Source organism: Paraburkholderia sp. XV, from assembly GCF_020177535.1.
In the GTDB taxonomy this organism is placed as follows: Bacteria; Pseudomonadota; Gammaproteobacteria; order Burkholderiales; family Burkholderiaceae; genus Paraburkholderia; species Paraburkholderia caribensis.
This window is the reverse complement of record NZ_JAGUUD010000078.1, coordinates 18,026-42,039: the sequence shown is the minus strand read 5'-3', so window position 1 is coordinate 42,039 and position 24,014 is coordinate 18,026. Positions and strand designations below refer to the sequence as shown.

Genomic DNA, 24,014 nt, shown 5'->3' with positions numbered 1-24,014 from the left:
TTTGTCTTCTTCATCGCGACATCTTACGTGACCACCTCGCCAACGTGACAGAGCCGTCAAAGATCCATCGAGGCAAGCACACAGTTTCTTGCCCGATGCACGAGATTAGTGAATTTTGCTTAAAGCCTGTCTGAGCTTCAATCGGCGAATGGTGGCCGACCGCTCGGACGGCTCCGACGCTTTCTCGGTCACCCACCTTGTTCCCGCTCGTACCGTTTGGGAAGGGTAAGATGCGCAACCATCCCTTATTCGTCACCTTTGGGTGTGCCTGAGAACGAAGTTACACTAGTGTCCCGAGTTAGAAATTCGTAGACAAAATCGCTTGACGCTGGCGAGGATGTCGTCGGCCGATTTGGTCCAGCTGAAAGGTCTCGGATCAGTGTTGTTGATCTGGATGTATTGGCGAATAGCCTGTTCGAGTTGCCGGGTGGAGCGATGCGTGCCACGGCGGATGTATGTCTCGCTGAGCGTGGCAAACCATCGTTCGACCTGGTTAATCCACGAAGCAGAGGTCGGGGTGAAATGCGCATGAAAACGCGGATGGCGAGCCAGCCAGGTATTGATCGAGGAGGTCTTGTGCGTACCGTAGTTGTCCATCACCAGATGCACGTCCAGTTGCGGTGGCACGTTGGCCTCGATGGTGCGCAGGAACTGCAGGAATTCACTGCTGCGGTGACGTCGATGCAGTTCGCCAATGACTTCGCCCGTGGAGATGTCCAGCGCCGCGAACAGTGTGGTTGTGCCGTGACGCATATAGTCGTGCGTGCGTCGCTCAGGGATGCCCGGGGCCAACGGCAGCATAGGCTGGGTGCGGTCCAGCGCCTGGATCTGGCTCTTCTCGTCCACGCACAACACCATGATCTTGAGCGGCGGGTCCAGATACAGCCCAACGATATCGCGCACCTTGTCCACAAACAATGGATCGCTGGAGAGCTTGAAGGTTTCCTGCCGGTGTGGCTGAAGCCCGAAGGCACGCCATATCCGCGTCACCGCCGTCTGCGACAGCCCCATCTCGCGGGCCATTGTGCGCGTGCTCCAGTGGGTCGCTCCCGTGGGCACGGACTCAAGCGTGCGAGCAATGAGCGCGTCGACCTGGGAGTCCTCGATCGTCCTCGGTGCTCCCGGGCGCGGTGCATCGATCAACCCATCCACGCGGTGATTGATGAATCGCGAACGCCACTTCGAAACCGTATGCGAGGTCACACGCTGTCTTGTCGCGACCGTCTTGTTGTCTATGCCCTCGGCGCAGGCCAGCACAATGCGTGCGCGCAAGGCCAGCGCCTGCGCGGTCTTGCGCCGCATGGTCAGCGCCGTTAGCTGTTCGCGTTCCGCTTCACTCAAGACCAGTGGCGCCTTCGGTCTTCCTCTCATCATCGCCTCGCTTATTTGCCAATCCTGCAACCCAGGTTAGTACACAACGCGAATAAGGCAATGAATTTTTAACTCGGGACACTAGGAGATATCGATGTGGCAGCCGGATCCGACCTCGCTTCGATTGTTTGTCGCCATTTGCGAGGAAGGCAGTATTGCAAGAGCAAGCGCGCGGGAAGAAGTTGCCGCGGCAGCCGTGAGCCGTCGAATCGCCGATATGGAAAACGCATTAGGGACGTCGCTGCTGTTGCGGCGAGCGCGAGGCGTCACGCCAACACCGGCCGGGGAAATCTTGTTGCGGCACGCCCGACATCTCATGCATTCGGTGGAGATTCTGCAGTCGGACTTGAGCGAATTCTCGAGTGGGGTGAGAGGCCTTGTCAGAGTGCTGGCGAACGTCTCCTCGATCGTCGAATTTCTCCCTAACGAGATCGCGTCGTTTCTTCAATGCAACGAGAAAATGAATGTCATTCTGGAAGAGCGGGTAAGTTCGGAAGTCGTACGGGGCGTCGCGGACGGCGTCGCCGATCTCGGCATCTGTCGTGATTTCGTCGGGGCATCCGAGGTTCAAACGCTTCCATACCGATCCGATCATTTCGCCGTGGTGGTGCACAGCAAGCATGCGCTGGCCGGATGCCAGGTCGTCTCCTTTGCGGAAACGCTTGCATATGAGCAAATCGGTTTGTCGGTCAATGCCGCACTGAACGGCCTCATGCGGCGAGTGGCAGCCGAGCACGGCCGGCAATTGCGATATCGCGCGAACGTGTCTACCTTCGATGCGGCGTTTCGCCTCGTGCAATTGAATCTCGGCCTCGCCATTCTTCCAGTGGAAGCCGTCAACCAATTCGGTCCTTACGATCTTCGGGCTATACCGCTTTCGGACCAATGGGCGACCCGGCAATTCGTGATCTGCGTAAGAAGCCAGGACCAGTTGACGCTGCCGGCGGGACGCTTTCTCGATCATCTTCTGCGAGGCCAGGATTAGCGCGGCCTTGGCAGTGGAAACCCTTAGGGGATGGACCCTAATGCCCTCGAGCCCTTGACGGACCGGCCGTCCAGCCCATCGCGAACGGCGATGGAGGCCATCGCGGCCACGTGATTGTTACATTGCGCGCGTCTCGGCATGCTGTCCGCATGACGGATGACCGAGGGACGTATCGTGACGCAGTCGAACAAGAGAGTAGTCGTGCAAGAGGTAGGGCTTCGAGACGGCCTGCAGAGCTTGTCTCAGGTGATGCCGACGGACGCGAAGAAGCGCTGGATCACTGCCGCCTACGAGGCGGGTGTCCGGCATATCGAAGTCGCGTCCTTCGTTCCGCCAAAATTGCTGCCGCAAATGGCCGACGCGGCCGAAGTGGTCTCGCATGCGCTGACGCTGCCGGATCTGGTCGTGACCGCGCTCGTGCCCAATCTCAAGGGCGCGGAGAATGCGCTCAGAGCCGGCGCGCATCGAATCGTCGCGCCGATATCGGTGAGCGAGAAGCACAGCCTCGCCAACGTCCGTAAGACGCCGGACGCGATGATCGAAGAATTCGCGCGACTTCGACACTTGCGCGACAGCGAATCGGCGTGGAGAAACGTCACGCTCATCGGTGGTTTATCGACCGTGTTCGGATGCACGTTCCAGGGCTACGTGCTGGAACGCGATGTCGTGCGCATCGCGCTTGCGACGATCGAAGCGGGAGCGGACGTCGTGGCACTCGGCGACACGACGGGTCACGCAACGCCCGTGCACGTCGGACGTCTGCTGGATCAATTGCTGCCCCTTGCGAAGGGCAAAGTGACGAGTCTTCACTTCCACGACACGCGCGGACTCGCGCTCGCCAACACGGTCGTCGCGCTCGATTACGGCATTCGCAAATTCGACGCGTCGCTCGCCGGCATCGGTGGATGTCCGAACGCGCCCGGCGCGACCGGCAACGTAGCGACGGAGGACCTCGTCTACATGCTGCATGCGATGGGCTATGAGACAGGCATCGATATCGCGTCTCTTCTTGAAATTCGCAATACCCTGGCCGATGCCTTGCCGCAAGCGCCCCTCTATGGATATATCGCGCGAGAAGGGATTTTCGTCGGATCCGTACCCACTCAACTTAGCGCGCGAGGCGTGCAGTCATGAACCAAGTCAACACTGCGAACATACCGGACGTGACCAGCCTTCCTCTCGAAGGCATTCGCGTCGTCGAAATGTCTCATATGGTCATGGGACCGACATGCGGCATGATTCTCGGCGATCTCGGCGCCGAGGTCATCAAAGTCGAACCGCTCAAGGGCGACAACACGCGTCGTCTTCTCGGCGCGGGCGCGGGTTTCTTCCGCACTTTTAATCGAAACAAGAAGAGCATTGCACTCGACCTGTCGAATGCCGATAGCCAGGACGCGCTGCTGAAACTCCTCGATACCGCCGATATCTTCGTGGAGAACTTCAAGCCGGGTCGCATGGCCGAACTGGGCCTGGATTACGCGACGCTGCGGGAGAGGAATCCCAGACTTATCTATGTATCGCACAAGGGCTTTCTCAGCGGCCCATACGACAAGCGGCTCGCGCTGGACGAGGTCGTGCAGATGATGGCCGGTCTCGCGTACATGACGGGTCCGGTCGGTCGTCCGCTGCGCGCCGGGAGTTCAGTGAATGACATCATGGGTGGGATGTTCGGCGCGATCGGCGTGCTGGCCGCGCTGCATGAACGCGCGTCGACGGGCAAGGGCAAGGAAGTGCAGTCGGCGCTGTTCGAAAACTGCGTGCTTCTGTCTGCGCAGCATATGCAGCAATACGTGGTCACCGGCAAACCTGCCGCGCCCATGCCCGAGCGTATCAACGCCTGGGCTGTCTACGATGTATTCACGCTCGCCGACGGTCATCAGATGTTCATCGCCGCAACTGGCGACGGGCAGTGGAAAGCGCTCTGCAACATTCTCGGCCGAGAGGACCTGCTCGGTGACGTCAGCCTCACGACGAACAACGACCGGGTGTTATCCCGAGAGCGGATCATCCCGTCTCTGGCCGCCACTTTGTCCACGCGAAGCCCCGAGGAACTGGCCGTCGCCTTCGAAGCGAACAACGTACCGTTCGCCAACATAACGAAGCCGGAGGAACTGTTCGACGATCCGCATCTTCAGGATAGCGGCGGCCTCGTTGATCTGGAACTCGAAGACGGCTCTCAAACCAGGATGCCGCTTTTACCTCTGATGCTGGACGGCGCGCGGCTGGGTCCCCGTCGTCCCATCGCGTTCATCGGACAGCACACGCGGGAGGTATTGGAGTCGCTCGGCTATTCGAGCGACAAAGCAGGGGCGCTGTCGCAGGCCAAAGCCTCGGAAGCGGCCTGAACGAAGGCAGAAAAAGGAACTAGCTATGCCGATTTTGCGTTTGGGTGAACGACTTCCGCGGATTGCGGAATCCGCATTTATCGCGGAAGGCGCGACCGTGATAGGCGCGGTCGATATCGACGACGGCGCGACGATCTGGACCAATGCCGTCCTGCGCGGAGATAACGAACCGATTCGTATCGGTGCGAACACGAACGTGCAAGAGGGCGCCGTTCTTCATGGCGATCCTGGATATCCGCTCGTCGTGGAGGACAACGTGAGCGTAGGTCATCAGGCCATGCTGCATGGATGCACGGTCGGCAGCGGCACACTGATCGGTATTCAGGCCGTGGTCCTGAACGGAGCCGTCATCGGAAAGAACTGTCTGGTCGGGGCGGGTGCGCTGGTCACGGAAGGCAAGCAGTTTCCGGACAACGTGCTAATCATCGGCGCGCCGGCGAAAGTCGCGCGGGAACTCAGCGCGGAAGAAATCGCGAACGTGTCGAGGAACGTCGATTCGTACGTGGCCAAGGGCGTTGAGTACAAGCAATCGCTGAGCCGGGTCGGATAGTCCGGCCGCGCCCCGGACATCGAGATCAAAAAGAGGCGGCCAGCCCCAGAAAGGAGACATGTATGAGCGCATCGAGAACCATGCCGTACCCGGCGAGCGACGCTACGCCGATCGTGACCGATTCCTCGCGGGTCGAATCGAAGATCGAACTTTCCGCCGGCACGATCAGTTGCCGTTTGGACCGTCTTCCCGCGACGCGATCCGTCTGGAAGATGGTGGGCATGCTAAGTCTCGGATTGTTCTTCGAGATCTACGACCTGATGTACACCGGTTATATCGCACTGGGACTCATCAAGAGCGGGGTATTGGCGCAATCCACGCACGGGCTCTTCGGTACGACGGGGATCGCTAGTTTCATCGCGGCGCTGTTTTGCGGGCTTTTTCTAGGCACTCTGGCGTGCGGATTTCTTGCGGACAAATTCGGCCGGCGCGCGGTATTCACCTATGCGCTGATCGGCTACGTGATCGCCAACACTATCATGGCCTTTCAGACGACAGCCCTCGGGTTGAATTTCTGGCGTTTCGTTGCAGGACTCGGACTCGGCGTCGAGCTGATCACGATCGGTGCCTATATCTCCGAACTGGTGCCGAAGCAAATACGCGGACGCGCCTTCGCGACTTCGCAGGCCGTGGGATTTTCCGCCGTACCGATCGCCGCGTTCCTCTCCTACCTGCTCGTGCCCGTTACGTTTCTCGGGCTCGAAGGGTGGCGCTGGGTCGTGCTTTTGGGCGCGCACGGTGCGGTCTTCGTCTGGCTCATCCGTCTGAATCTTCCGGAGAGCCCGCGCTGGCTCGCTCAACGAGGCCGTCTTGCCGAAGCCGATGCGATTCTCACCGGGCTCGAAGCGCGGGTCGAGCGCGAGTACGGCCGCCCGCTTCCTCCGCCCGCCGCGCCGGAAGCCGTGATTGTGTGTGGCAAGTTCAGGGACATGTGGAAAAAGCCGTTCGGCAAGCGGACGATCATGTTCATCATCTTCCATGTATGCCAGACCGTCGGCTATTACGGATTCGCAAGCTGGGTCCCGACGCTGCTGATCAAACAGGGCATCAACGTCACTCACAGCCTGATGTATTCCAGCCTCATCGCTATTGCCGCGCCGATCGGTCCGTTGATCGGATTGCTGATCGCGGATCGTTTCGAGCGCAAGACGATCATTGTCGCGATGAGCGTGGTGAACGTCGTGTGCGGGATTCTCTTCAGTCAGTTCCGCGACACGACGATGCTGATCTTGATGGGAATTTGTCTCACGCTGTCGGGAAATATCATCTCGTATACGTATCACACGTATCAAACCGAGATGTTCCCCACCAGCATCCGGGCGCGTGCCGTCGGCTTCGTGTATTCGTGGAGCCGCCTCTCCGCCATTTTCTCGGCGTTCGTCATTGCAGACATTCTGAAGCAATTCGGCGTGACAGGTGTCTTCACATTCATCTCCTGCGCGATGGGACTCGTCATTCTCTCGATCGGTTTGCTCGGGCCTAAGACGAAGAACATCGCTCTGGAAACACTCTCGAAGTAGGCGAATCAACGGAATTTTTGAAGTCGTAAGCGGGATCTAATAAGCATAACTAATGGAGGCAAGTTTGAGAAAGTTGTTCACCTTAGGAATCGTGGGATCGTCGTTGTGGTCACTGACTTCGTTCGCGCAAAGCAGCGTGACGCTTTATGGGATCATCGACGAGGGTGTGAACTACACAAGCAATGTTGCGACTGCTTCAGGCGGAAAGCCGCTGTTCAACCTTTCGAACGGCGTTTTGCAAGGCAGTCGCTGGGGCTTGAAAAGCGTCGAGGATCTGGGAGGAGGGCTGAAGGCGCTGGCCACACTCGAAAGTGGTTTCGACGTGAATAACGGACGCCTCGGTCAAGGCGGACTGCTCTTCGGTCGCCAGGCCTTCGTCGGACTCGGCAGTTCGCAACTGGGCACCGTCACACTGGGTCGCCAATACGATTCCGTGGTGGATTTTGCGTCGCCAATTGCGATCAGTCATCAATGGGCGGGATATATCGGCGCGCATCCCGGCGACATCGACAACTTCAATAACGGCCAGCGAACCAATAACGCAGTCAAGTACACGAGTCCCTCCTTGGGCGGTGTAACGTTCGGCGGACTCTATAGTTTCGGCGGCATCGCCGGAAATGCAGCGCAGAATCAGGTCTGGTCAGTAGGCGCCGCATACGGTCAGGGCCCACTACAACTCGGCGCCGGCTATCTGAACGTGCGCAACGCGAACGTCGGCTTCTTCGGGAACAGTTCCGCCACTGCGCTGACCGCGGCGACTGCGAATGCCACCAACCCTGTGATCAGCGGATTCATGTCGGCGCATACGTATCAGGTCGTCGGCGCGAGCGCGGCTTATACCATCGGCGCTGCGACGGTTGGCGCGACGTACTCGAATAGTCAGTTTAAATCGCTGGGCGATACCGCGACGTCCGGTCCAAATCCGTTGGGTTACACCGGCTCGGTCACGTTCAATAACGCCGAACTGAATTTCAAGTATCAGGTGACGCCCGCGCTGCTGCTCGGCGCCGCGTACGACTACAACAAGAGCGGCAGCACAACTACCCGTTCAGGGACGAATCCGGGTGCCATCTATCATCAGGGTACTATCGGTGCGGATTATTTCCTGTCGAAGCGGACTGATCTCTACTTCATCGGCGTGTTCCAGAAAGCGTCGGGCACGGATTCGACGAACAAGGCGGCTGTGGCGTCGATCAACGGCCTTACCGCGTCCAGCAATGACAGGCAGGTAGCGGTGCGGCTAGGTATCAGGCACAAGTTCTGAGCAGGCAAGAGGTAGCCGGGCTGACGAAAGGCATCAGCCCGCCATCTTGTCGGGCAGTATCATCATCGATTGCGAGTTATGCGCATCTGACCTCTCCCGCCTAAACTGCTGGATTCTCTTAAGGCCTATCTCATTGACCACCAAGGCGTTGGTGCGTGGGGTCGCACTGCTGGGCGCGTTAGCCCGACCGGGGGCGTGGCGAGTGAGCAAAGGGGCGCATGTGGATCGATTTGCCTCTGTATCCCCGCCATACCGACAAATAGCTGCTCCGTGGTTCATCGACTCCATAAGTCTTTGAGGCAGGGGATGGCCGTTGTACCGCTCGAAGCTGCCGATTCGATCGAGTCTGCACTACCAGCCGCTTGGAGCGACTGTAAATTCTCGATAGTGGTATACGGACTGGGGCCGATGTCGTCAAGGCGGCGATGGCCTTGGGGCCAGTGCTCTAATGCTGGGCCGCGCCGCCCTATACGGGTTGGCCGTCAGAGGGGAAATCGGCGTGAGCGACGTCATCGAGATGATCAAGCGGGAAACGGACCGGACGCTCGCCCTCATCGGTTGTTGCTCGGTGAGCGAGCTGGACCGCAGTTCTATTTCGAAGCGGCCATCATAGGCAACTGCCCATTGACGCCGGATTCTGGATGCGCGATTGTTCGGGATAGCGATACCGCGTACTTGCCGCCGGAACCTTGTGCCATGAATCAAGTGACGACTACGGATCATTACCCTCGCGACGACAGGCTTCTGGCATGGGCGGATCAGGTTCGGGCCAGCTGCGTCCCGATGGTTTTCAGGACCGGGTCCGATCAGGGATTTCGTGGCGAGATCTCCAGCGTGAATACGGGCGGAGTGTGCGTGTCGCGAATCTCGGCGGTCGATCACATCGCGGCTCATGACCGGGACGAAGTGCGGCGTACGGCGGATGACTATCTGCTTGTGTCGATACAGACTGAGGGGCGAAGTGCGCTCGAACAGGATTCCCGCACCGCCTTCGTCGACCCCACGGACATGGTGCTGTTCGACTCGTCGCGCAATTTTGTCTGGCGTTTCTCCGGGCAGCATTACACGATCCGCTTTCCCCGCAAGGTGCTGGAGCAATTGGTGCCGTGTGGCCGGCAGCACACCGCAGTGAGGATTCCTGCGGCCACCGGGATACGCCGGATCGCCGCGGACCATATCGCCTCCGTCCACCGGGCGCTTTCATCAGCCGAAGGCGCCATGGAAAGTTGCGAGAGGCTTGGCGATGTGTCGGCGAACCTGGTTGCGCTGGCGTTGGCAGATTATTTCAACACGTTGCCGGTGCCCAGATCCAATGTTAAAGAGATGCACCTGCTCCGGGCACGTGCGATGATTAAGGACCGGATTCACGAACCGGAACTGGGACCCGAACGGATCGCCAATGAGCTGGGGGTTTCCAGCCGTTATCTTTACCGACTGTTCGCCGAGGTCGGAGAGTCGATCGGCGACACCATCTGTACGGCAAGACTCCAGGGGTGTGGCGAGTGGCTTCAGCAACGCGCCTACGCAAACCGCTCGATTACCGATATTGCGATGGCATGGGGCTTCAATAATGCATCGCATTTCAGTCGCACGTTTCGACGTTACTTCGGCATGTCTGCGCGCGACTACCGCGCGAAGCATCGCGGCGCTGGTTGAATCGCCCTCAGTGGGCTGCGCCGCGGTCCCGCCTACCTGGCAGCATAAGTAAAAATTCTGTTCTGTCAAAGTCAAGCGTCCACCATATTGGCCCCGGACACTTCCTCTGTAACGTTGCGGGCGTCCCGTCCCGCGAGTGGTGGAGGAGTATCTTGGCTCTCAATCATCCCCAATACAAAGCCGCTGTCGTGCAGGCCGCCCCGGCGTTCCTCGATCTTCAGGCGGGCATCGAAAAATCCATCCGCCTGATTGAAGAGGCAGCGCAGGCCGGCGCCGCCCTGATCGCATTCCCTGAAGTGTGGCTGCCGGGCTACCCGTTCTACGTCTGGCTCGGCACACCGGCCTGGTATATGAGTAAAGGCTACGTTCAGCGTTACTTCGACAACTCGCTGAGCTACGACAGTCCGGAAGCCGATGCACTAAGGGACGCGGCGAGGAAAAGCCGTATCACGGTCGTGATGGGTCTCTCGGAGCGCAAGGGCCACTCCTTGTATATCTCCCAATGGATGATCGGCCCCGACGGGGAAACCCTCCTGCAACGACAGAAACTCAAGCCCACCCACCTGGAGCGGACGGTTTTCGGTGACGGGGAGGGCAGTGGCCTAACCGTGATCGACAGTCCGTTGGGACAGCTTGGCGCGCTCTGTTGTGCCGAACACGTGCAGCCTTTGACCAAAGCCGCCATGTATGCGCAAGGCGAACAGGTCCACGTTGCCGCCTGGCCGAGCTTTTCCCTCTATGAATTTGCCAGCGCGTTGAGCCACCAGGTGAACAACGCGGTTTCGCGGACCTATGCGGTCGAAGGAGGATGCTTCGTCCTCGCGCCCTCGACCGTCGTCACTGACGAGATGGTCGAGCGTCTTTGCGACACCGAGGACAAACGTCAGCTGCTGCGGGCAGGCGGTGGCCATAGCGTGGGATACGGGCCCGACGGGGCGGAGCTGTTCGACAAGATCGACGAAACCGCGGAAGGCCTGCTCTACGCGAATATCGATCTCGGCATGCAATCGCTTTCAAAGTGCGTCTTCGATCCTGTGGGGCATTACTCCCGGCCTGACGTTCTGCGATTGTTGATCGACCGGCGGCCGCGCCCCCCTGTCACCGAGATTCTCGACAGCACACCCGCGGAGACGGTCGCCGATGATCCAGCACCCCCGGACAACGGTTGCCAGTGCGAGCTGGCGCAAAGCGGCGGAGCTCGGTAGCAGAACCCTCGAGCTCGCCATGTCGTTCCATGGCGAGCCGGCAGGAGGTTTTTGTGTCGCAGCCAGGTTGGCTCGACGCGGATTGAAACGGGATGGTTTGTCTTCGAAACAGCGACCATCTGGTCACGACAATATAGTTAGGATGCCGATATGAATTACAAAGAAAATAGAGACTACGAATGGAAGATGGTCGTCTGTCTTGCGGTGCTGTTCGGCATCGTCGGTCTCGACCGTTTGGTCATCGTGTATCTGTTTCCGGTTCTGCTGCCGGAGCTCAAACTAAACAACACGCAGGCCGGCGCGATCGCGTCGGTTCTCGCGTTGACGTGGGCCATCTCGACCTGGGTGCTCGGGAGCCTGTCCGACCGCCATGGGCGTCGCAAGATTCTGCTCGGGTCTTCGATCTTTTTCTCGGTGATGACTTCCTTTACAGGCATCGCGAAGTCGTTCCACAGCATGCTGCTCGTGCGAGGCCTTCTGGGCGTGGGCGAGGGCGGCGTCTTCAGCGCCAGCGTCGCGACGATCGACGAGATATCGACGCCGAGCCGGCGCGGCCTGAATCTGGGCATTCATCAATCGTTTTTCCCGCTTCTGGGTATCGGGCTTGGGCCGATTATCGCGACCCAGCTCGTGATGCACATGCGCTGGGAATGGGTGTTTTTCGTGCTTGGTATCCCGGGGCTTTTGCTGACGTTCCTGATCGGCAAAACCATGCGCAAGACGGAGGCCAGTCGCGACAAGCAGGTCCGGGCGGCTTCGGGCGGCCCGTTGACCGTGCTGAGATACAAGAACATCTGGTTGACCACGGTCATCGGCTCGCTGTTCCAGACGGGCCTGTTCGTGTTCTCGACGTTCGTCGCGCTCTACCTGACCAAAGTCGTGGGCCTGAGCCTCGGCACGGTCGGCCTGATCATCTCAGGCTGGGGCTTCGGCGGGTTTATCGGGATGATCGCCGTTCCGGCGATATCGGACCGGCTCGGGCGGCGTATCGTGCTCGTCGTCTCCGCGGCTTGCTATGGCATCCTGATGTTGACATTCGTGCTTTGTCACGCTTCTCCGGTCGTCATGTTCGCCAACCTCTTTGCTGCCGGGATTTGCGGCTTCGGCATCGCGCCGCTCTTTCTTGCCGTGATTCCCTGCGAATCGGTACCGCCGACGCTGACCGGCTCGGCCGTGGGCGTACCGACCGCTGTCAGCGAACTCATTGGCGGGGTCCTGATGCCGGTGGTGGCCGGTGGGCTCGCCGACACGTTCGGTCTCGGTTATCCGATGCTGATTGTCGGGGGGGTGTCGTTGGTGAGCGCTTTCGTCGGGATGTTCCTTGATGAAACGGTACCCGCTGCGGCGTCAAAGCACGCCGTGTCGAGCGTCGACGCGGCCTGAACGTCCGGCAAAGAGCGGGCGGCTGTCGGACCCGTCGCGCGGACTCGCGCAATCACGGCCGCCGACGTCGGTCGTGAGGCTGCACCAGCGGCGATGACGCGACGCTGCCAGGGTTGGCTGCGCCGTCGTCATTTCTGACGATGCGCTACAAAAAAGCCGACGCGCAATCTACGAATACCAAACTGCAAGAGAAACGTAGATGCTAACCCTGCCGCAGCTTTCAGTTGTCGAAGCAAAAGGCGCGATCGACCGACGCGAGATTTCGTGCCTGGAATACGTTCAGGCGCTGGTGGAACAACAGGCCAAAACCGAGTCGCTGAACGGGTTCGTGTATTTCGACCCGGACGCGCTGTTGCAAGCGGCGCGAGTGCACGACGAAGCGTTCGCAGCCCAAACCAGCCGGATGCCACTTGCCGGCATTCCATTGGCAATCAAGGACAACATCGACTGCGCGGGCATGCCGACAGCCGCGGGAACGGCCGCGCTGCGCGGCGCCGTGCCGCGAGAGAACGCGCCAGTCGTGGCACGCGTGATCGAAGCGGGTGCATTGGTTGCCGGCAAGGCCAACATGCACGAACTCGCTTTCGGCTGCACCAACGACAACGGATTTTTCGGTCCGGCCCGCAACCCGTATGACGCGTCCAGAATTCCCGGGGGAAGCAGCGGCGGGTCTGCGGTGTTGGTGGCGAGTGGTGCGGCGCCGGCGTCGCTCGGCACCGACACCGGCGGATCGGTTCGAATTCCGGCGGCGCTGTGCGGACTGGTCGGCTTTCGTCCTACGCATGGACGCTATCCGTCCGAGGGCGTCGTACCGATATCGCCCACGCGCGACACGGTCGGCCCGATCGCCCGTACGGTCGCCGACGTGATGTTGCTGGACGAGATCCTGTCGGGAAGTAGCTCGGCGCTTCCCGTGGTCGACGATACACGCGAATTTCGCCTCGCGGTTCCGTATTCGACGTTGTGGGAAGGGCTGTCACCCGATGCCTGGCCGGTACTCGAATGTGCGCTGCAGAAACTCGAGGATGCAGGCTTTGAGTTGGTCGACGTGGATCTGCGGCGTTATCCGCTTTTCCGTTCGCAGAAGAGCGAAACCATCCCTTTCTTCGAGTTCAGCGGTGCCGTGGGGCGCTATCTCGAAACCGGTGGCGTGGCAGTGACGTTTCCGGAGATCGTTGCCCGGATCAAGAGCCCGGATGTGATCCGGATCGTCGGCGACATCCTGGGGGCCGGAGCGATTTCCGCAAGCGAATATGCAGAAGCGCTCCTCGCGCGAGAGCAGTCGCGCACGTCTTACGCGGCGTGTCTTCGCGAAGTGGACGCAGATGCGCTGCTGTTTCCGACAGTCCTGGTTCCGGCGTGCAGCATCGGCGCTGAAACCGTGGCGGTCGGGTCTGAAGCGCTCGATGTCTTTGCCGCGTACACACGAAATACCGAACCAGGCAGCAACGCAGGGGTACCCGGCATCACCGTTCCCGCAGGTCTGACCCAGGATGGACTCCCGGTTGGATTGGCGCTGGACGGTGCTCCGTATTCTGATCGGCGAATCCTGCAGATCGGCAAGGAAATGGAGCGCGTTCTGTGTGCCGCGACGTTCCCGCGTCTCGACGCACACGTTTAATCCATCCGGCAACGTCTTAACGAGAAAGGCAAGCAAATGAATCGTCGAAACATCCTGAAAAGTTTTGCGCTTGGTGCTGCAAGTGCTGCGGTGGGGGTCGGGGGGCTCGTTCCAGCATCAGTGCGTGCGGCAAACCAGCCGCTCAAGTTGGCGCTGATGGCGCCGATGAGCGGGCCGGCCGCATTTTTCGGTCAGGCGTGCAAAAACTGTGCAGCGATGGCAATCGACGAGATCAATGCGCGCGGAGGCGTGTTGGGGCGCCCCCTCGAGTTGCTGGTCGGAGACGCTGGCGCCGCACCTTCCGAGTCGGCGCAGACGGCACTCCGTCTCTGGAAACGCGACAAGGCGGAGGTCTTCATCGGCTCGCACGATAGTGCCGTCCGCACGGCGCTGGAAAGTCTCTTCCGGGGGCAGGTGCCTTACTTCTACACCCCGATGTACGAGGGGGGCGATTGCGCCAAGGGGACGTTCTTCGTTGGCGAGACGCCCGCGCAGCAACTCACGCCGGTCATTCCCTGGCTGACGGCCAAACACCAGGTCAGGCGCTGGTTCCTGATCGGCAACGACTATATCTGGCCGCGAAAGTCGAACGAAGTGGCGAAAAGGGCGATTCAGGGTGCTGGTGCGACTGTGGTCGGCGAAGAGTACGTGCCATTCGACGTCGACAATTTCGACGCGGTACTGGGAAAAATTCGGGACAGCAAGGCGGATGCTGTCTTTATTACGCTGGTGGGCGGCTCGGCCGTCACGTTCAACAGAAGTTTTGCGAGCTTCGGTCTCAGCGACAAGATGATCCGTTTCGGCACGATGATCGAGGAAAACACCTTGATCGGCATCGGTGCGACCAACGCCAGGGACCTCTACTCGGCTTCGGGGTTTTTCTCGACCCCGACCGCAACGTCCGCGCAATTCCTGGAGCGTTATCACAAGCAGTTCGGCGCTTCGTCGGTTTTGAGCAGCATCGGCGAGTCGACGTACGAGGGCATCCTGATGTACGACGCGATTGTCAGGAAGGCCAATTCCGTGTCCATCGGCGATCTGACGAAAGCTTCCGACGGGGCAAGCTACAAAGGCCCGCGCGGCGTCGTCACGATGAAGTCCCGCAACGTGACGGCCGACATCTTCCTCGCGAAGGCATCAGGCGCGCGATACGACATCGTCAAGACGTTCTCGCAACCTGGCTCGGCCGAGACCTGTGCGAGCGGAGCGGGTGCGGGTTGACGTCATGCTGCTTTCCTATTTTCTCAATCTCGGCTACGCGTGTGCGGCCCTCGCGCTTACGACAATCGGCCTCGCAATCGTGTTCGGGCTGCTGGGCGTGCTGAACATGGCGCATGGCGAGTTCATCATGCTGGGCGCGTACTCGGTGGTCGTCGTACAGCGCCTCGGGTTACCCGCCTTGCTTGCAATACCTGTGGCGATCGTCGTGTGCGCCGTCATCGGATGGATCGTCGAGCGCCTGCTGGTTCGTCCTTTGTATCAGCGGCCATTCGATACCTTGCTCGCAACCTGGGGTGTTTCGATCCTGCTGCGCGAGGGCGTGGTCGCGTTGTTCGGAAAGGGTTACCAGGACGTGACAGGTGCGGATGGCGCATCGATCGACGTGTTGGGTACCCCGTATCCGGCATTCCGGCTTGCGATGATGTTCGCGGTGACGCTGGCGTTCGCGGGGCTCGCGGCGTGGTACAGCCGCAGCCAGACGGGCGCTCGGATTCGCGGCATGGTCGCGAATCCCCTTCTTGCCAGGGCGGCCGGCATCAATACGACACGGCTGGCCAGCGGCACTTTCGTCACGGGCGTGGTGCTGGCCGGGTTGGCCGGGGTGCTGCTCGCACCGATCGTGCGGGTCGAGCCGTACATGGGCCTCGACTATCTGCTCAATTCGTTCTTCGTGCTCGTTGTAGGCGGCCTGGGCAGCCTGCTCGGTCTCGCGGTCGGCACGTTCGTCATCGGCGGAACGCAGGTCGCGGTGTCGAGCTTCATCGATCAGACGTCCGGTTATACCGCCGTGCTGATCCTGTCCATCTATTTCTTGTGGAGTCGCCCAAATGGCCTCATCGCGCGCCGTTGAAACGTCCCTGCAGATTGCCACGGCGGCGATTCTTCTGAGCCTGCCGCTGTGGGCCGGCGACTACAGCGCAAACCAGATCGGCCTTCTGCTGCTGTACGGAATGGCCACGCAAAGCGTTGCGTTGTGCTGGGGGAACTCGGGTTTCTTGCCGCTGGGCCAAAGCCTGTTCTTCGGACTGGGCGCGTATGTCAGCGCTTTTGTATTGCGCTCCGCGGCCACGACCGGTGGCGAATGGCAGCTCATTCTGCTTCCGCTCGCCATCGCGGTACCGGCGGTCCTGGCCTATGCCATCGGATTTATCGTCTTTGCGCGCAGAATCGATAGTGGGCCGTTTTTTTCGTTGATTACGCTTGCATTATGCATGTTGGGGTTTCTGCTGGCCAATCAGTGGAGCAGCGTGACCGGCGGCTTCAACGGGCTCACCGATATCCCCGATCTGCCGATGACCGACAGGTATGGAAACCTGTATTACGTGATCGCCGCGGCTGCGGTCGGGGTCACGGCGCTGATCACCTGGCTGAACCGCAGGCCGATCGGGACGCTCTGGGCAGCGATCTCGGAGAATGAAGATCGCCTCCAGTTTTTCGGATTCGCGACGCACAAGCTGAAGGCCGCCGCTTTCGGCCTTTCAGGCGCGATCGCCGGTTTGGGCGGCGCGCTGTATGCGCCTCACGAGGGCCTTGTCGGTCCTCAGGCGGTCGGGGTGGCATTGTCCGCGCAGTTCGTCATCTGGGCGGCCGTCGGGGGGAAGCGCAGTCCGCTGGGCGCGCAACTCGGTGCGGTCGTGATCGGACTGCTCGCCGCGACGTGGCGTGACCTGTTCACCTATTGGGAGGTGCTGGTTGCGCTGATTTTCATCGGTGTGGTGCGGTTATTTCCCGATGGTCTGGCCGGCGCCGCCACCGCGCTTGCCCGAATGGCGGGTCTGCGCGTTGCGAACCCCATTCCGGAGAAACGAATCGATGCGCACGATATCGCGACGATCGACTTACGACCGGCTGAATCCACGCTGCTTAGTTTCAGGAAGGTGGAAGTCAGCCAGGGCGGCGTCAACATTCTCAACGGGCTCGATCTCGAAGTTGGGGCAGGGGGCGTCAATTGTTTCATTGGCCCGAATGGCGCAGGCAAGACGTCGACATTCAATGCGATGACGGGCCGCTTGCCCGTCCGTTCAGGTGAAATCCGCTTTCGCGGCGCCGAGATTTCGTCCTCGCAGGCATGGCAGGTCGCCCGCCTCGGCGTTGGCCGCAAGTTCCAGATTCCGTCGGTTTTTGCGCAGTTGTCCGTCAACGAGAATCTTCAGATCGCGCTCTGGTCGAACCGGATCCGTCCGCGAGAGATGTTGACCGCGGTGCCACTGCATTGGAATTCGCTTCAACGCGTTCGCACGCTCGAAAAATTTGGATTTCTCGAATCGAACATGGCTGTGCGTGCCGGTGACCTTTCTCAAGGGATGCGCCAGATGCTGGAGTTCGCGATGGTGGCGATCACAGAGCCGCGGCTTTTGCTTCTCGACGAACCGTGCGCCGGCCTCTCGGCACACGAAACCCGTCACATGATGGATGCGATCACGTCGACCGTGGGCGAACTGGACGCGTCGGCCATCGTGATCGAGCATGACATGAGCGCGCTTGAAAAAATCGCCGACAAGGTGGTGGTCCTGCATCAGGGACGAAGCCTCGCGGTCGGCTCCCTGGCGCAGATCAAGATGTCGGAAGACGTCAAGGCCGTCTACTCGGGAGGAAGAAAGTGAGCGAGCGCCGGGAAGAAGCAATGCTGAAGTTTTCGTCGATCGTCGCGGGCTACGGCGACACGATGGTGCTCAAAGGGATCAACGGCGAGGTGGCCGCGGGTAGCGTCCTGGGCGTATTCGGCCGCAACGGCGTGGGCAAGTCGACGCTCATGCGCGCTTTGACGGGCGTTATCCAGCCCGCGTCCGGTAAGGTCACCGTCAACGGCAGCGAAGTGGGCAGAGTGCCGTCGCATCAACGGCGGCGTCTGGGGGTGAGCTATGCGCCGCAGGAGCGGGTCGTTTTCGACAATTTGAGCGTCTCGGACAACCTGACACTCGGATTCAGGAGCCGAAGCCTGGAGGCATACGACGAGCTATTCCGGGTTTTCCCGCGGCTGAAAGAGCGCTTGTTCCAACCGGCCGGGAAGCTGAGCGGTGGGGAAAAGAAACTGCTTTCCTTCGCCAGGATCATCGCGGAGCGTTCGCCTCTCACGCTGATCGACGAGCCGTCGGAAGGGGTTCAGCAGGAGAACCTGGAGCGGATGGCATCCGTAATCCGGGCTCGAATCGCGGAAGGGGCGGCGTTCGTGGTCGTTGAACAGAATCTGACGTTTCTCACTTCGATCGCCGACCATTTCATCGGTCTGGATCATGGAGAGGTCGTACTGTCGGGCGACTCGGTCGACATGTCTCGCGACCGGCTCGAAGCGGTATTGGCGGTTTAGCCCGCCGCGGCGACGGAGGCTGCCAGCTCCGCGCGGTTGGAGAGGCCTTTCTTGTCCATAACCCGCCGCAAATGAGTGCGCACGGTCGACAGGCTAATGCAGAGAAGGCGGCCGATATCCTGGTCGGTACACCCCTTTGCGACAAGCTGGGCAATCTCGCTCTCACGGTCCGTGAGCCCCGTCGCGCTGCCTGCGCGACGTTTGACGGCGCGGCAAAGGAACGGCTCGACCGCATCGAGCACGAGTTTGTCGCGCATCTCGAACTCCGGTCGATTCCTGGTTCGCCAGATTCTCAGGTCGCAGAGCTGCCGATCGCCATCGAAGACAAACACGTTGATCCCGTGATGCAAGCCATCCTGCGCGAGAAATTCGTTATAGAACTCGCTTCTCTCCAGTGCAGGCCGGTCCATCACTTCCTCGACGAACGTGGCCCTGCGCATCTTGCATAGCTGCGCCGTCATCGGGTCGTTGTGCTGGTACCAGGTCGTGTAGCGACGCACGTGATCGGAGTCGACATTCACCGCAATCGGGTCGACATAGGTCCCTTTCTCCGCGTCCCAATTGTAGGAGACGCAGAAATCGGATCGCATCAGCCGGGTCAGGTCCGGCAAGACGACGCGCCTGACATCCACAATTGGCCCGAGCTCTTCGAGCCGTCCGATGATGTCGCCGAAAAGTCGGAGTTCGTCGAGCGTGAGATCGTGAACTTGTGGCTTCAAGGGTGCCTCATCGGTAAGAGGAATCGGGGGCGGCCTGCGCGGCAGACTCGAAAGGCTGGTTCGCATTACGCGTCAAGCATAGCAGGTAAAAAAACGCCCTCAGCAACGATCTTCGCTGCCGTTGCCCGTCCGTTGTATCCATGCCGAAGTCAGGTTCACTGCCGATTGCAGATCGGAAGGGAGATCGCGAGGGGTCCAGAATTTCGCGAGCGCGGGCTCATGTCGCAGTGTCCGTGTCGATATTTCTAACGATGGGGCTCAAAAAACCCCGGTCATAGAGTAGACGCACAGTGGGAAGCGGACGTGCTGAGACTGTTCGTAGTAGCGAGGCAAGCTGGAGGATCACCCGGAGACGCCTGCCCATTGACCGAACGATTCCGACGCATTTCCAGCGGGACGTTTTCCTCAGTCACTCTCGTCAACGAAAACTACTCTATAAAGTTAGGATCGCGATATGAATATGGTAATCAAGCGAAGCATGGTTGTCTGCGTGGCGGTTTTGTGCAGCGCGGCACATGCGCAGTCGTCAGTGACGCTATACGGGCTGATGGACGCGGGCATCACATACACAAACAATGCAGTATCGAGCACAGGACATGGCGCTCTTGTGCAATTTACATCAGGATCTTCGCAGGGCGACCGCTGGGGCGTGACGGGGAAAGAGAATCTAGGTGGCGGGCTCAGCGCAATCTTCACGCTCGAAAGTGGTTTTCAACTTTCAAGTGGGGCATTGGCGCAGAGCGGGCTCTTGTTCAATCGCAAAGCCTACGTAGGCCTTGACGGGCGCTTCGGAACACTGACGCTCGGACGCCAATACGACTTCATCGGCGATATCTTCCCCGCGTACTCGATCGCAGGAAACACCGCAGCGGGTATCCTGGGGTGGGGAATTCCAGCCTACGCTGCTGGTGGCTATACGCTTGATAACAGGTTGTGGGGCGATAACATCAACAACTCGGTGAAGTATCTTTCGCCAACAATTTCGGGTTTCAGTGTCGGCGCGATGTACGGTTTCGGCAATGTTGCCGGCTCGCTGGGCACCAACAGCTCGATGAACTTTCTGCTGAACTATAGCCAAGGCGCGCTTGCTGCATCGCTGTCGTATTTCAAGCAGCATAACGCTACGGATTCCGCGAATCTGACGGAATATGCTTGCGGTGCAAGTTACAGCTTGGGGAACGCTCAGATATTCGGCGTAGTGACCGATGTTCAGTTGAGCAGCGGAACCAAAGCTCGGGCGCTGACCTATGACGGTGGCATGACTTACCTTGTCAGGCCGGATCTCTCAGTCGGGGCAGGGTTCCAGTTTCAAGACCGCAACAACGGAGTTGGCAGCGCGAATCAGGTAACCATCGGCGCGGATTACTTCATTTCCAAGCGAACAGACGTTTATTTCGTTGGCGCGCTCGCGCATGACCATGGATTCGGCGCGCAAATCGAAGCGGCGCTCGGATCGCCGTCCAGCACGAATTTTCAGACTGCGGCGAGGATCGGCATTCGGCACAAGTTCTAGCTGCCGGGGTTAAGGCCGATGGCGAACTGGAGGTTCGCCAATTTGTTGGAGAAGGGAGTGTATGTTGATAAAGAGTCGCGCGGGATACATTTCTACGCGAAAATGGGACTAAAACACCGAGTTACCTGGCTACGTTTTACGCGCGAATGGCTGTTGTCTCGCGTTGTGAGCAGCCGTTTCGCTATCACCATCACGTCGGGTTGCGTCAATCTGCCCTTCAAATCCTCCGCCGGGAAGCGGCCATTGAATATTCTCTTGCCGGAAGCGGCCAGTCGCCGGTGAGTACTCCCGACCCTTCTCGGTCAGACAACTTTCTCAGAAACGGTCATTCGACAAATCCAGGTCCTGCGAACTGCGGTGCCAGAAAGCGGCCGGTGGCGACCTGACCCAATCGGTCACGAACGGCCGTTCGTGGTCGTCGTCAAGTTTCTATGCCCGAAGTCTCATAGGTGCTTGCTCAATGGCCGCTTCGCGGCGCGCAAATCGCCAAGGGCACGGCCTCAATCCGGCCAGGTGCCGTCATTCACTCATGCTGTCATACAGACATTCGGACGACCGCTTCGCACCAGACAACAGACTTTCCCCAAAATCTGACCGATTGCGCTACCACGCGCGATCGGCCACGGATTTCAATTTATGGTGTCCGCTTCGGTTGAAAATCCACAAAGCGATCGCGCGCAGATGGGATATTTACGCCGATGGGCGAGATGTCGACCCGCGCAGGGTATTTCCCAAAGCAACGACTCAGCGGGGCGATGCCGTGTTGATCCGAGAGGGCCTTCGAGACAAGATATCCGTGTTTGCCGACAACACGCCATCGTGGGACCACCTGGCGGCAGAGACCTTTTAGCAGCGTCGGGATCAGTTATCACTTAGCGCGTCGATCAGGTGCTGCTTGAAGGTGGCTATTGCGGTGGACAGTCGGCGTCCCGCCATGGTTTGGACCTCAATCGTTCTCGCGCGCACTTCCTTGGGATCGACTTGAACGGGCACAAACCCGTCAGCTTCAAATCGATGAGTCAGCGATTGCCGCGCAGCGAAAAAGACAGCGTCTGTTCGTTTGGCGACCGCATACAGAAGCGAGAACGTATTGCTTTCTATGACGATTCGTTCGAACACAACTCCCGCGTGTGCCGCGCCGGCGTCAAGTAGGTCGCGCAAAGTTGTTCCTTCGTTTGGAAGGGCCACCTTTCTTCTCGCAATATCTCGCAATGAGACCTTCGTGCGCCGAGCAAGCGGATCAGTGGCTCGGACGAGTACCGAAACAGACGCGAGATTCGCTTTGTCAGATCGCACACCCTCAAGGGGCGAAATAGCGTAGCTGATTCCGACGTCAGCGTCGCCGTCTTTCACCCGCTGTGCCACCTCACGTGGAGACCCTGCATACACATCAATATGTACGCCTGGATATCGCGCCAGGAATTCCGCCACACAGTTCGGAACGATTCCGTTAGAGAACCCTTCGGAAATGGCCAGACGGATATTGCCGGACTCAAGCTCGTCCAGACCCTGAATATCACGGGCCAGCATTTCCGCCTCAAGCCTGTTCTTGACGGCAAACGCCATAAGTTTCTTCCCGGCCTCGCTTAGCTCCATCCCTCTCGGGAGCCGCTCGAACAGCGGCACACCAAGGTCTCCCTCCAGCTTCGCAATCTGCCGGCTTATCGCTGAGACGGCTATGTGCAGGCGGTCCGACGCAGCTGAAAGTGAGCCGGCACGAGCGACTTCGATGAAGTACCGGACAGCGGAGCCGTGATAAAGGTCGAACATGGCTTTCTAAAAATTAGAAGGGGGAGTTATTTTTATCATAATTGCCGCGAAAGTTGGTCGGCGTCAACATGTGTCACCGCATCACGTCTCTCAGGAGCGAACATGGCACTGGAAGTTGATCCGACCAACAAGGTAGCTTCTGCGACGGCCGATCCGGAAGCGCGAGCCGCCGCGCTCGCTCACGTAGCTGAATTCTTCGACCGCGGTGACTTTCGGGAAAGTCTGGCGACCCGCGTGATGCACAAGACTGAAAGTCAGGCGGGGTCCAGCCGAGACGCTATACAAACGTACCTGGACGACGAGATCGCCGTCCCTCTACATGCGATGGGGTTCGAAACGCTGGTCCTCGAGAATCCAGAACGGGCGGACTTACCCCTTTTGGTCGGGACCCGCCACGAATCCGACGAATGTCCGACGGTTCTGATCTACGGCCATGCGGATGTCGTCAAGGGAGATGACGCGAAATGGCGCAAAGGACTATCACCATGGACCCTCGTTGTTGAGGGGAACCGTTGGTACGGCAGAGGCACCGCTGACAACAAGGGCCAACATTCGGTCAATCTCGCCGCGCTCGCGAGTGTCCTTCACACACGAGGCGGGCGTCTCGGTTTCAACTGTAAAGTTTTGATAGAAAGTGGAGAGGAGTGCGGTTCGCCTGGCTTGGAACGCGTGTGCGCAGAACACGCCAGCCTGCTTGCAGCAGATGTACTAATCGCATCGGACGGACCAAGAGTCAGCGCAGAGCGGCCGACGATCTTCCTTGGATCGAGAGGCATTGTTCGGGTGGAACTGTCTTTAAACCTTCGCGACGCGGCTCACCATTCAGGAAACTGGGGTGGTTTGCTAAGCAATCCGGCTGTGATCCTGGCAGCCGCAATCAACCTGATCGTAGACAAGGACGGTCGCATCCTTATAGATTCGATGCGCCCTCCCGCTATTCCAGACACCGTGCGTCAAGCTCTGGCCCACATCGAGATCGGTGGTTCCAATGGAGACCCAGTAATAGACCAAGGATGGGGCGAACCCGGGTTGACGCCCAGCGAACGAGTGATTGGGTGGAATGCTTTTGAAGTGCTTGCGATGCAAAGCGGTAATCCCTCCAACCCGGTAGGAGCCATTCCGCCCAACGCGATCGCTCACTGCCACCTTCGGTATGTCGTTGGTACGCCAGTAGCCGAAATAGAAGGCGAACTTCGGCGTGTTTTCGATGCGCACGGCCTTACGAGCGTCAATGTCGCTGTGAAACACGGGACGCCGGCAACCCGGCTCGATCCGGAATCGCCATGGACACGCCTGGCGGCGCAGTCTATCACTGCGAGCACCGGTAAGCAGACAGCCGTTTTGCCGAATCTCGGAGGCACGATTCCCAACCATGTCTTCGCCGACGTTCTCCAGTTGCCGACCATCTGGATACCTCACTCCTACCCTGCCTGCGCACAGCATGCCCCCAATGAACACCTCCTTGGTGATGTCGCCCGAGAAGGCTTGCAGCTTATGGCAGGCCTTTTTTGGGACTTGGGCGATGTGAAAGGCAAGCCCTTCTCAGCAGCGTAACCCTCACCACAAACTAGCATCGCGCTAGTG

General features: G+C 59.5%; 21 protein-coding genes. 17 read left to right on the top strand and 4 right to left on the bottom strand.

The features are described from left to right. Positions 1-285: 285 nt before the first annotated feature. On the bottom strand, positions 286-1,374 hold the full coding sequence (locus tag KFO72_RS28965; RefSeq protein ID WP_225033573.1) for an IS630 family transposase: 1,089 nt from the start codon (positions 1,372-1,374) through the stop codon (positions 286-288). Between the two features lie 91 nt (positions 1,375-1,465). On the opposite strand from KFO72_RS28965, the gene KFO72_RS28960 reads away from it, so the two are divergent. The 4 genes from KFO72_RS28960 to KFO72_RS28945 all read left to right on the top strand — a co-directional run bounded on the left by KFO72_RS28960 (position 1,466) and on the right by KFO72_RS28945 (position 5,251). Next, positions 1,466-2,356, top strand: coding sequence for a LysR substrate-binding domain-containing protein (locus tag KFO72_RS28960; protein ID WP_225033572.1), 891 nt, complete (start codon positions 1,466-1,468; stop codon positions 2,354-2,356). Positions 2,357-2,530: 174 nt separating this feature from the next. Next, entirely contained in the window at positions 2,531-3,490 is a 960-nt protein-coding gene (locus KFO72_RS28955; protein ID WP_412101806.1) for a hydroxymethylglutaryl-CoA lyase, read from the top strand. After that, positions 3,487-4,701: a CaiB/BaiF CoA transferase family protein gene (locus tag KFO72_RS28950; RefSeq protein ID WP_225033570.1), complete on the top strand. Its 1,215-nt coding sequence runs from the start codon at positions 3,487-3,489 to the stop codon at positions 4,699-4,701. The genes KFO72_RS28955 and KFO72_RS28950 overlap by 4 nt, the downstream gene beginning before the upstream one ends. A 25-nt stretch (positions 4,702-4,726) precedes the next feature. After that, positions 4,727-5,251: a gamma carbonic anhydrase family protein gene (locus tag KFO72_RS28945; protein WP_225033569.1), complete on the top strand. Its 525-nt coding sequence runs from the start codon at positions 4,727-4,729 to the stop codon at positions 5,249-5,251. Positions 5,252-5,276: 25 nt separating this feature from the next. On the opposite strand, the gene KFO72_RS28940 is transcribed toward KFO72_RS28945, so the two are convergent. Continuing rightward, the gene (locus KFO72_RS28940; protein WP_225033576.1) at positions 5,277-5,474 is read right to left on the bottom strand and encodes a hypothetical protein; all 198 of its coding nucleotides are present in this window, start codon (positions 5,472-5,474) and stop codon (positions 5,277-5,279) included. Between KFO72_RS28940 and KFO72_RS28935 the strand changes: the two genes are divergently transcribed. From KFO72_RS28935 to KFO72_RS28885, 11 genes are all read left to right on the top strand, one after another. Beyond that, entirely contained in the window at positions 5,395-6,771 is a 1,377-nt protein-coding gene (locus KFO72_RS28935) for an MFS transporter (RefSeq protein WP_225033575.1), read from the top strand. The genes KFO72_RS28940 and KFO72_RS28935 overlap by 80 nt on opposite strands. 52 nt (positions 6,772-6,823) lie before the next feature. Next, positions 6,824-8,035, top strand: a complete 1,212-nt coding sequence (locus tag KFO72_RS28930) for a porin (protein WP_225033568.1) — start codon at positions 6,824-6,826, stop codon at positions 8,033-8,035. A gap of 448 nt (positions 8,036-8,483) precedes the next feature. Next, positions 8,484-8,648 (top strand): alpha-hydroxy-acid oxidizing protein, encoded by a 165-nt coding sequence (locus KFO72_RS28925; RefSeq protein ID WP_225033567.1) that lies wholly within the window; start codon positions 8,484-8,486, stop codon positions 8,646-8,648. Between the two features lie 83 nt (positions 8,649-8,731). Next, entirely contained in the window at positions 8,732-9,691 is a 960-nt protein-coding gene (locus KFO72_RS28920) for a helix-turn-helix domain-containing protein (protein ID WP_225033566.1), read from the top strand. Between the two features lie 152 nt (positions 9,692-9,843). Next, positions 9,844-10,896: a carbon-nitrogen hydrolase family protein gene (locus KFO72_RS28915; RefSeq protein WP_225033565.1), complete on the top strand. Its 1,053-nt coding sequence runs from the start codon at positions 9,844-9,846 to the stop codon at positions 10,894-10,896. Positions 10,897-11,046: 150 nt separating this feature from the next. Next, positions 11,047-12,279: an MFS transporter gene (locus KFO72_RS28910; RefSeq protein WP_412101805.1), complete on the top strand. Its 1,233-nt coding sequence runs from the start codon at positions 11,047-11,049 to the stop codon at positions 12,277-12,279. 199 nt (positions 12,280-12,478) lie between these two features. Further along, positions 12,479-13,900, top strand: a complete 1,422-nt coding sequence (iaaH, locus tag KFO72_RS28905) for an indoleacetamide hydrolase (protein ID WP_225033564.1) — start codon at positions 12,479-12,481, stop codon at positions 13,898-13,900. A gap of 36 nt (positions 13,901-13,936) precedes the next feature. Beyond that, positions 13,937-15,121 (top strand): substrate-binding domain-containing protein, encoded by a 1,185-nt coding sequence (locus KFO72_RS28900; protein WP_225033563.1) that lies wholly within the window; start codon positions 13,937-13,939, stop codon positions 15,119-15,121. Positions 15,122-15,125: 4 nt separating this feature from the next. Continuing rightward, positions 15,126-15,971, top strand: coding sequence for a branched-chain amino acid ABC transporter permease (locus KFO72_RS28895; RefSeq protein ID WP_225033562.1), 846 nt, complete (start codon positions 15,126-15,128; stop codon positions 15,969-15,971). Beyond that, a complete protein-coding gene (locus KFO72_RS28890) occupies positions 15,949-17,724 on the top strand; it encodes an ABC transporter permease subunit (protein WP_225033561.1) in 1,776 nt (591 codons plus the stop codon). Before KFO72_RS28895 ends, KFO72_RS28890 begins: the two co-directional genes overlap by 23 nt. Before the next feature lie 20 nt (positions 17,725-17,744). After that, positions 17,745-18,428, top strand: a complete 684-nt coding sequence (locus KFO72_RS28885) for an ABC transporter ATP-binding protein (RefSeq protein WP_225033560.1) — start codon at positions 17,745-17,747, stop codon at positions 18,426-18,428. Here KFO72_RS28885 and KFO72_RS28880 read toward each other — a convergent pair. After that, positions 18,425-19,147, bottom strand: coding sequence for a helix-turn-helix transcriptional regulator (locus tag KFO72_RS28880; RefSeq protein WP_225033559.1), 723 nt, complete (start codon positions 19,145-19,147; stop codon positions 18,425-18,427). The genes KFO72_RS28885 and KFO72_RS28880 overlap by 4 nt on opposite strands. Positions 19,148-19,601: 454 nt before the next feature. On the opposite strand from KFO72_RS28880, the gene KFO72_RS28875 reads away from it, so the two are divergent. Further along, positions 19,602-20,660 (top strand): porin, encoded by a 1,059-nt coding sequence (locus tag KFO72_RS28875; RefSeq protein WP_225033558.1) that lies wholly within the window; start codon positions 19,602-19,604, stop codon positions 20,658-20,660. 861 nt (positions 20,661-21,521) lie between these two features. On the opposite strand, the gene KFO72_RS28870 is transcribed toward KFO72_RS28875, so the two are convergent. Next, complete coding sequence (locus tag KFO72_RS28870; RefSeq protein WP_225033557.1) at positions 21,522-22,430, bottom strand: LysR family transcriptional regulator; 909 nt, start codon at positions 22,428-22,430, stop codon at positions 21,522-21,524. A 102-nt stretch (positions 22,431-22,532) separates the two neighbouring features. Between KFO72_RS28870 and KFO72_RS28865 the strand changes: the two genes are divergently transcribed. Next, a complete protein-coding gene (locus KFO72_RS28865; RefSeq protein WP_225033556.1) occupies positions 22,533-23,984 on the top strand; it encodes a M20 family metallopeptidase in 1,452 nt (483 codons plus the stop codon). The last annotated feature ends 30 nt before the right edge of the window (positions 23,985-24,014 follow it).

What these genes read in the sequence shown, in the direction of transcription:
- KFO72_RS28890 (WP_225033561.1), top strand. Translation starts at nt 15,949, where the DNA reads ATGGCCTCATCGCGCGCCGTTGAAACGTCCCTGCAGATTGCCACGGCG.
- KFO72_RS28965 (WP_225033573.1), bottom strand. Translation starts at nt 1,374, where the DNA reads ATGATGAGAGGAAGACCGAAGGCGCCACTGGTCTTGAGTGAAGCGGAA.
- KFO72_RS28920 (WP_225033566.1), top strand. Translation starts at nt 8,732, where the DNA reads ATGAATCAAGTGACGACTACGGATCATTACCCTCGCGACGACAGGCTT.
- KFO72_RS28950 (WP_225033570.1), top strand. Translation starts at nt 3,487, where the DNA reads ATGAACCAAGTCAACACTGCGAACATACCGGACGTGACCAGCCTTCCT.
- KFO72_RS28945 (WP_225033569.1), top strand. Translation starts at nt 4,727, where the DNA reads ATGCCGATTTTGCGTTTGGGTGAACGACTTCCGCGGATTGCGGAATCC.
- KFO72_RS28875 (WP_225033558.1), top strand. Translation starts at nt 19,602, where the DNA reads ATGAATATGGTAATCAAGCGAAGCATGGTTGTCTGCGTGGCGGTTTTG.
- KFO72_RS28960 (WP_225033572.1), top strand. Translation starts at nt 1,466, where the DNA reads ATGTGGCAGCCGGATCCGACCTCGCTTCGATTGTTTGTCGCCATTTGC.
- KFO72_RS28910 (WP_412101805.1), top strand. Translation starts at nt 11,047, where the DNA reads ATGAATTACAAAGAAAATAGAGACTACGAATGGAAGATGGTCGTCTGT.
- KFO72_RS28895 (WP_225033562.1), top strand. Translation starts at nt 15,126, where the DNA reads ATGCTGCTTTCCTATTTTCTCAATCTCGGCTACGCGTGTGCGGCCCTC.
- KFO72_RS28925 (WP_225033567.1), top strand. Translation starts at nt 8,484, where the DNA reads ATGCTGGGCCGCGCCGCCCTATACGGGTTGGCCGTCAGAGGGGAAATC.
- KFO72_RS28870 (WP_225033557.1), bottom strand. Translation starts at nt 22,430, where the DNA reads ATGTTCGACCTTTATCACGGCTCCGCTGTCCGGTACTTCATCGAAGTC.
- KFO72_RS28930 (WP_225033568.1), top strand. Translation starts at nt 6,824, where the DNA reads ATGGAGGCAAGTTTGAGAAAGTTGTTCACCTTAGGAATCGTGGGATCG.
- KFO72_RS28885 (WP_225033560.1), top strand. Translation starts at nt 17,745, where the DNA reads ATGCTGAAGTTTTCGTCGATCGTCGCGGGCTACGGCGACACGATGGTG.
- KFO72_RS28865 (WP_225033556.1), top strand. Translation starts at nt 22,533, where the DNA reads ATGGCACTGGAAGTTGATCCGACCAACAAGGTAGCTTCTGCGACGGCC.
- KFO72_RS28940 (WP_225033576.1), bottom strand. Translation starts at nt 5,474, where the DNA reads ATGCCCACCATCTTCCAGACGGATCGCGTCGCGGGAAGACGGTCCAAA.
- iaaH (WP_225033564.1), top strand. Translation starts at nt 12,479, where the DNA reads ATGCTAACCCTGCCGCAGCTTTCAGTTGTCGAAGCAAAAGGCGCGATC.
- KFO72_RS28900 (WP_225033563.1), top strand. Translation starts at nt 13,937, where the DNA reads ATGAATCGTCGAAACATCCTGAAAAGTTTTGCGCTTGGTGCTGCAAGT.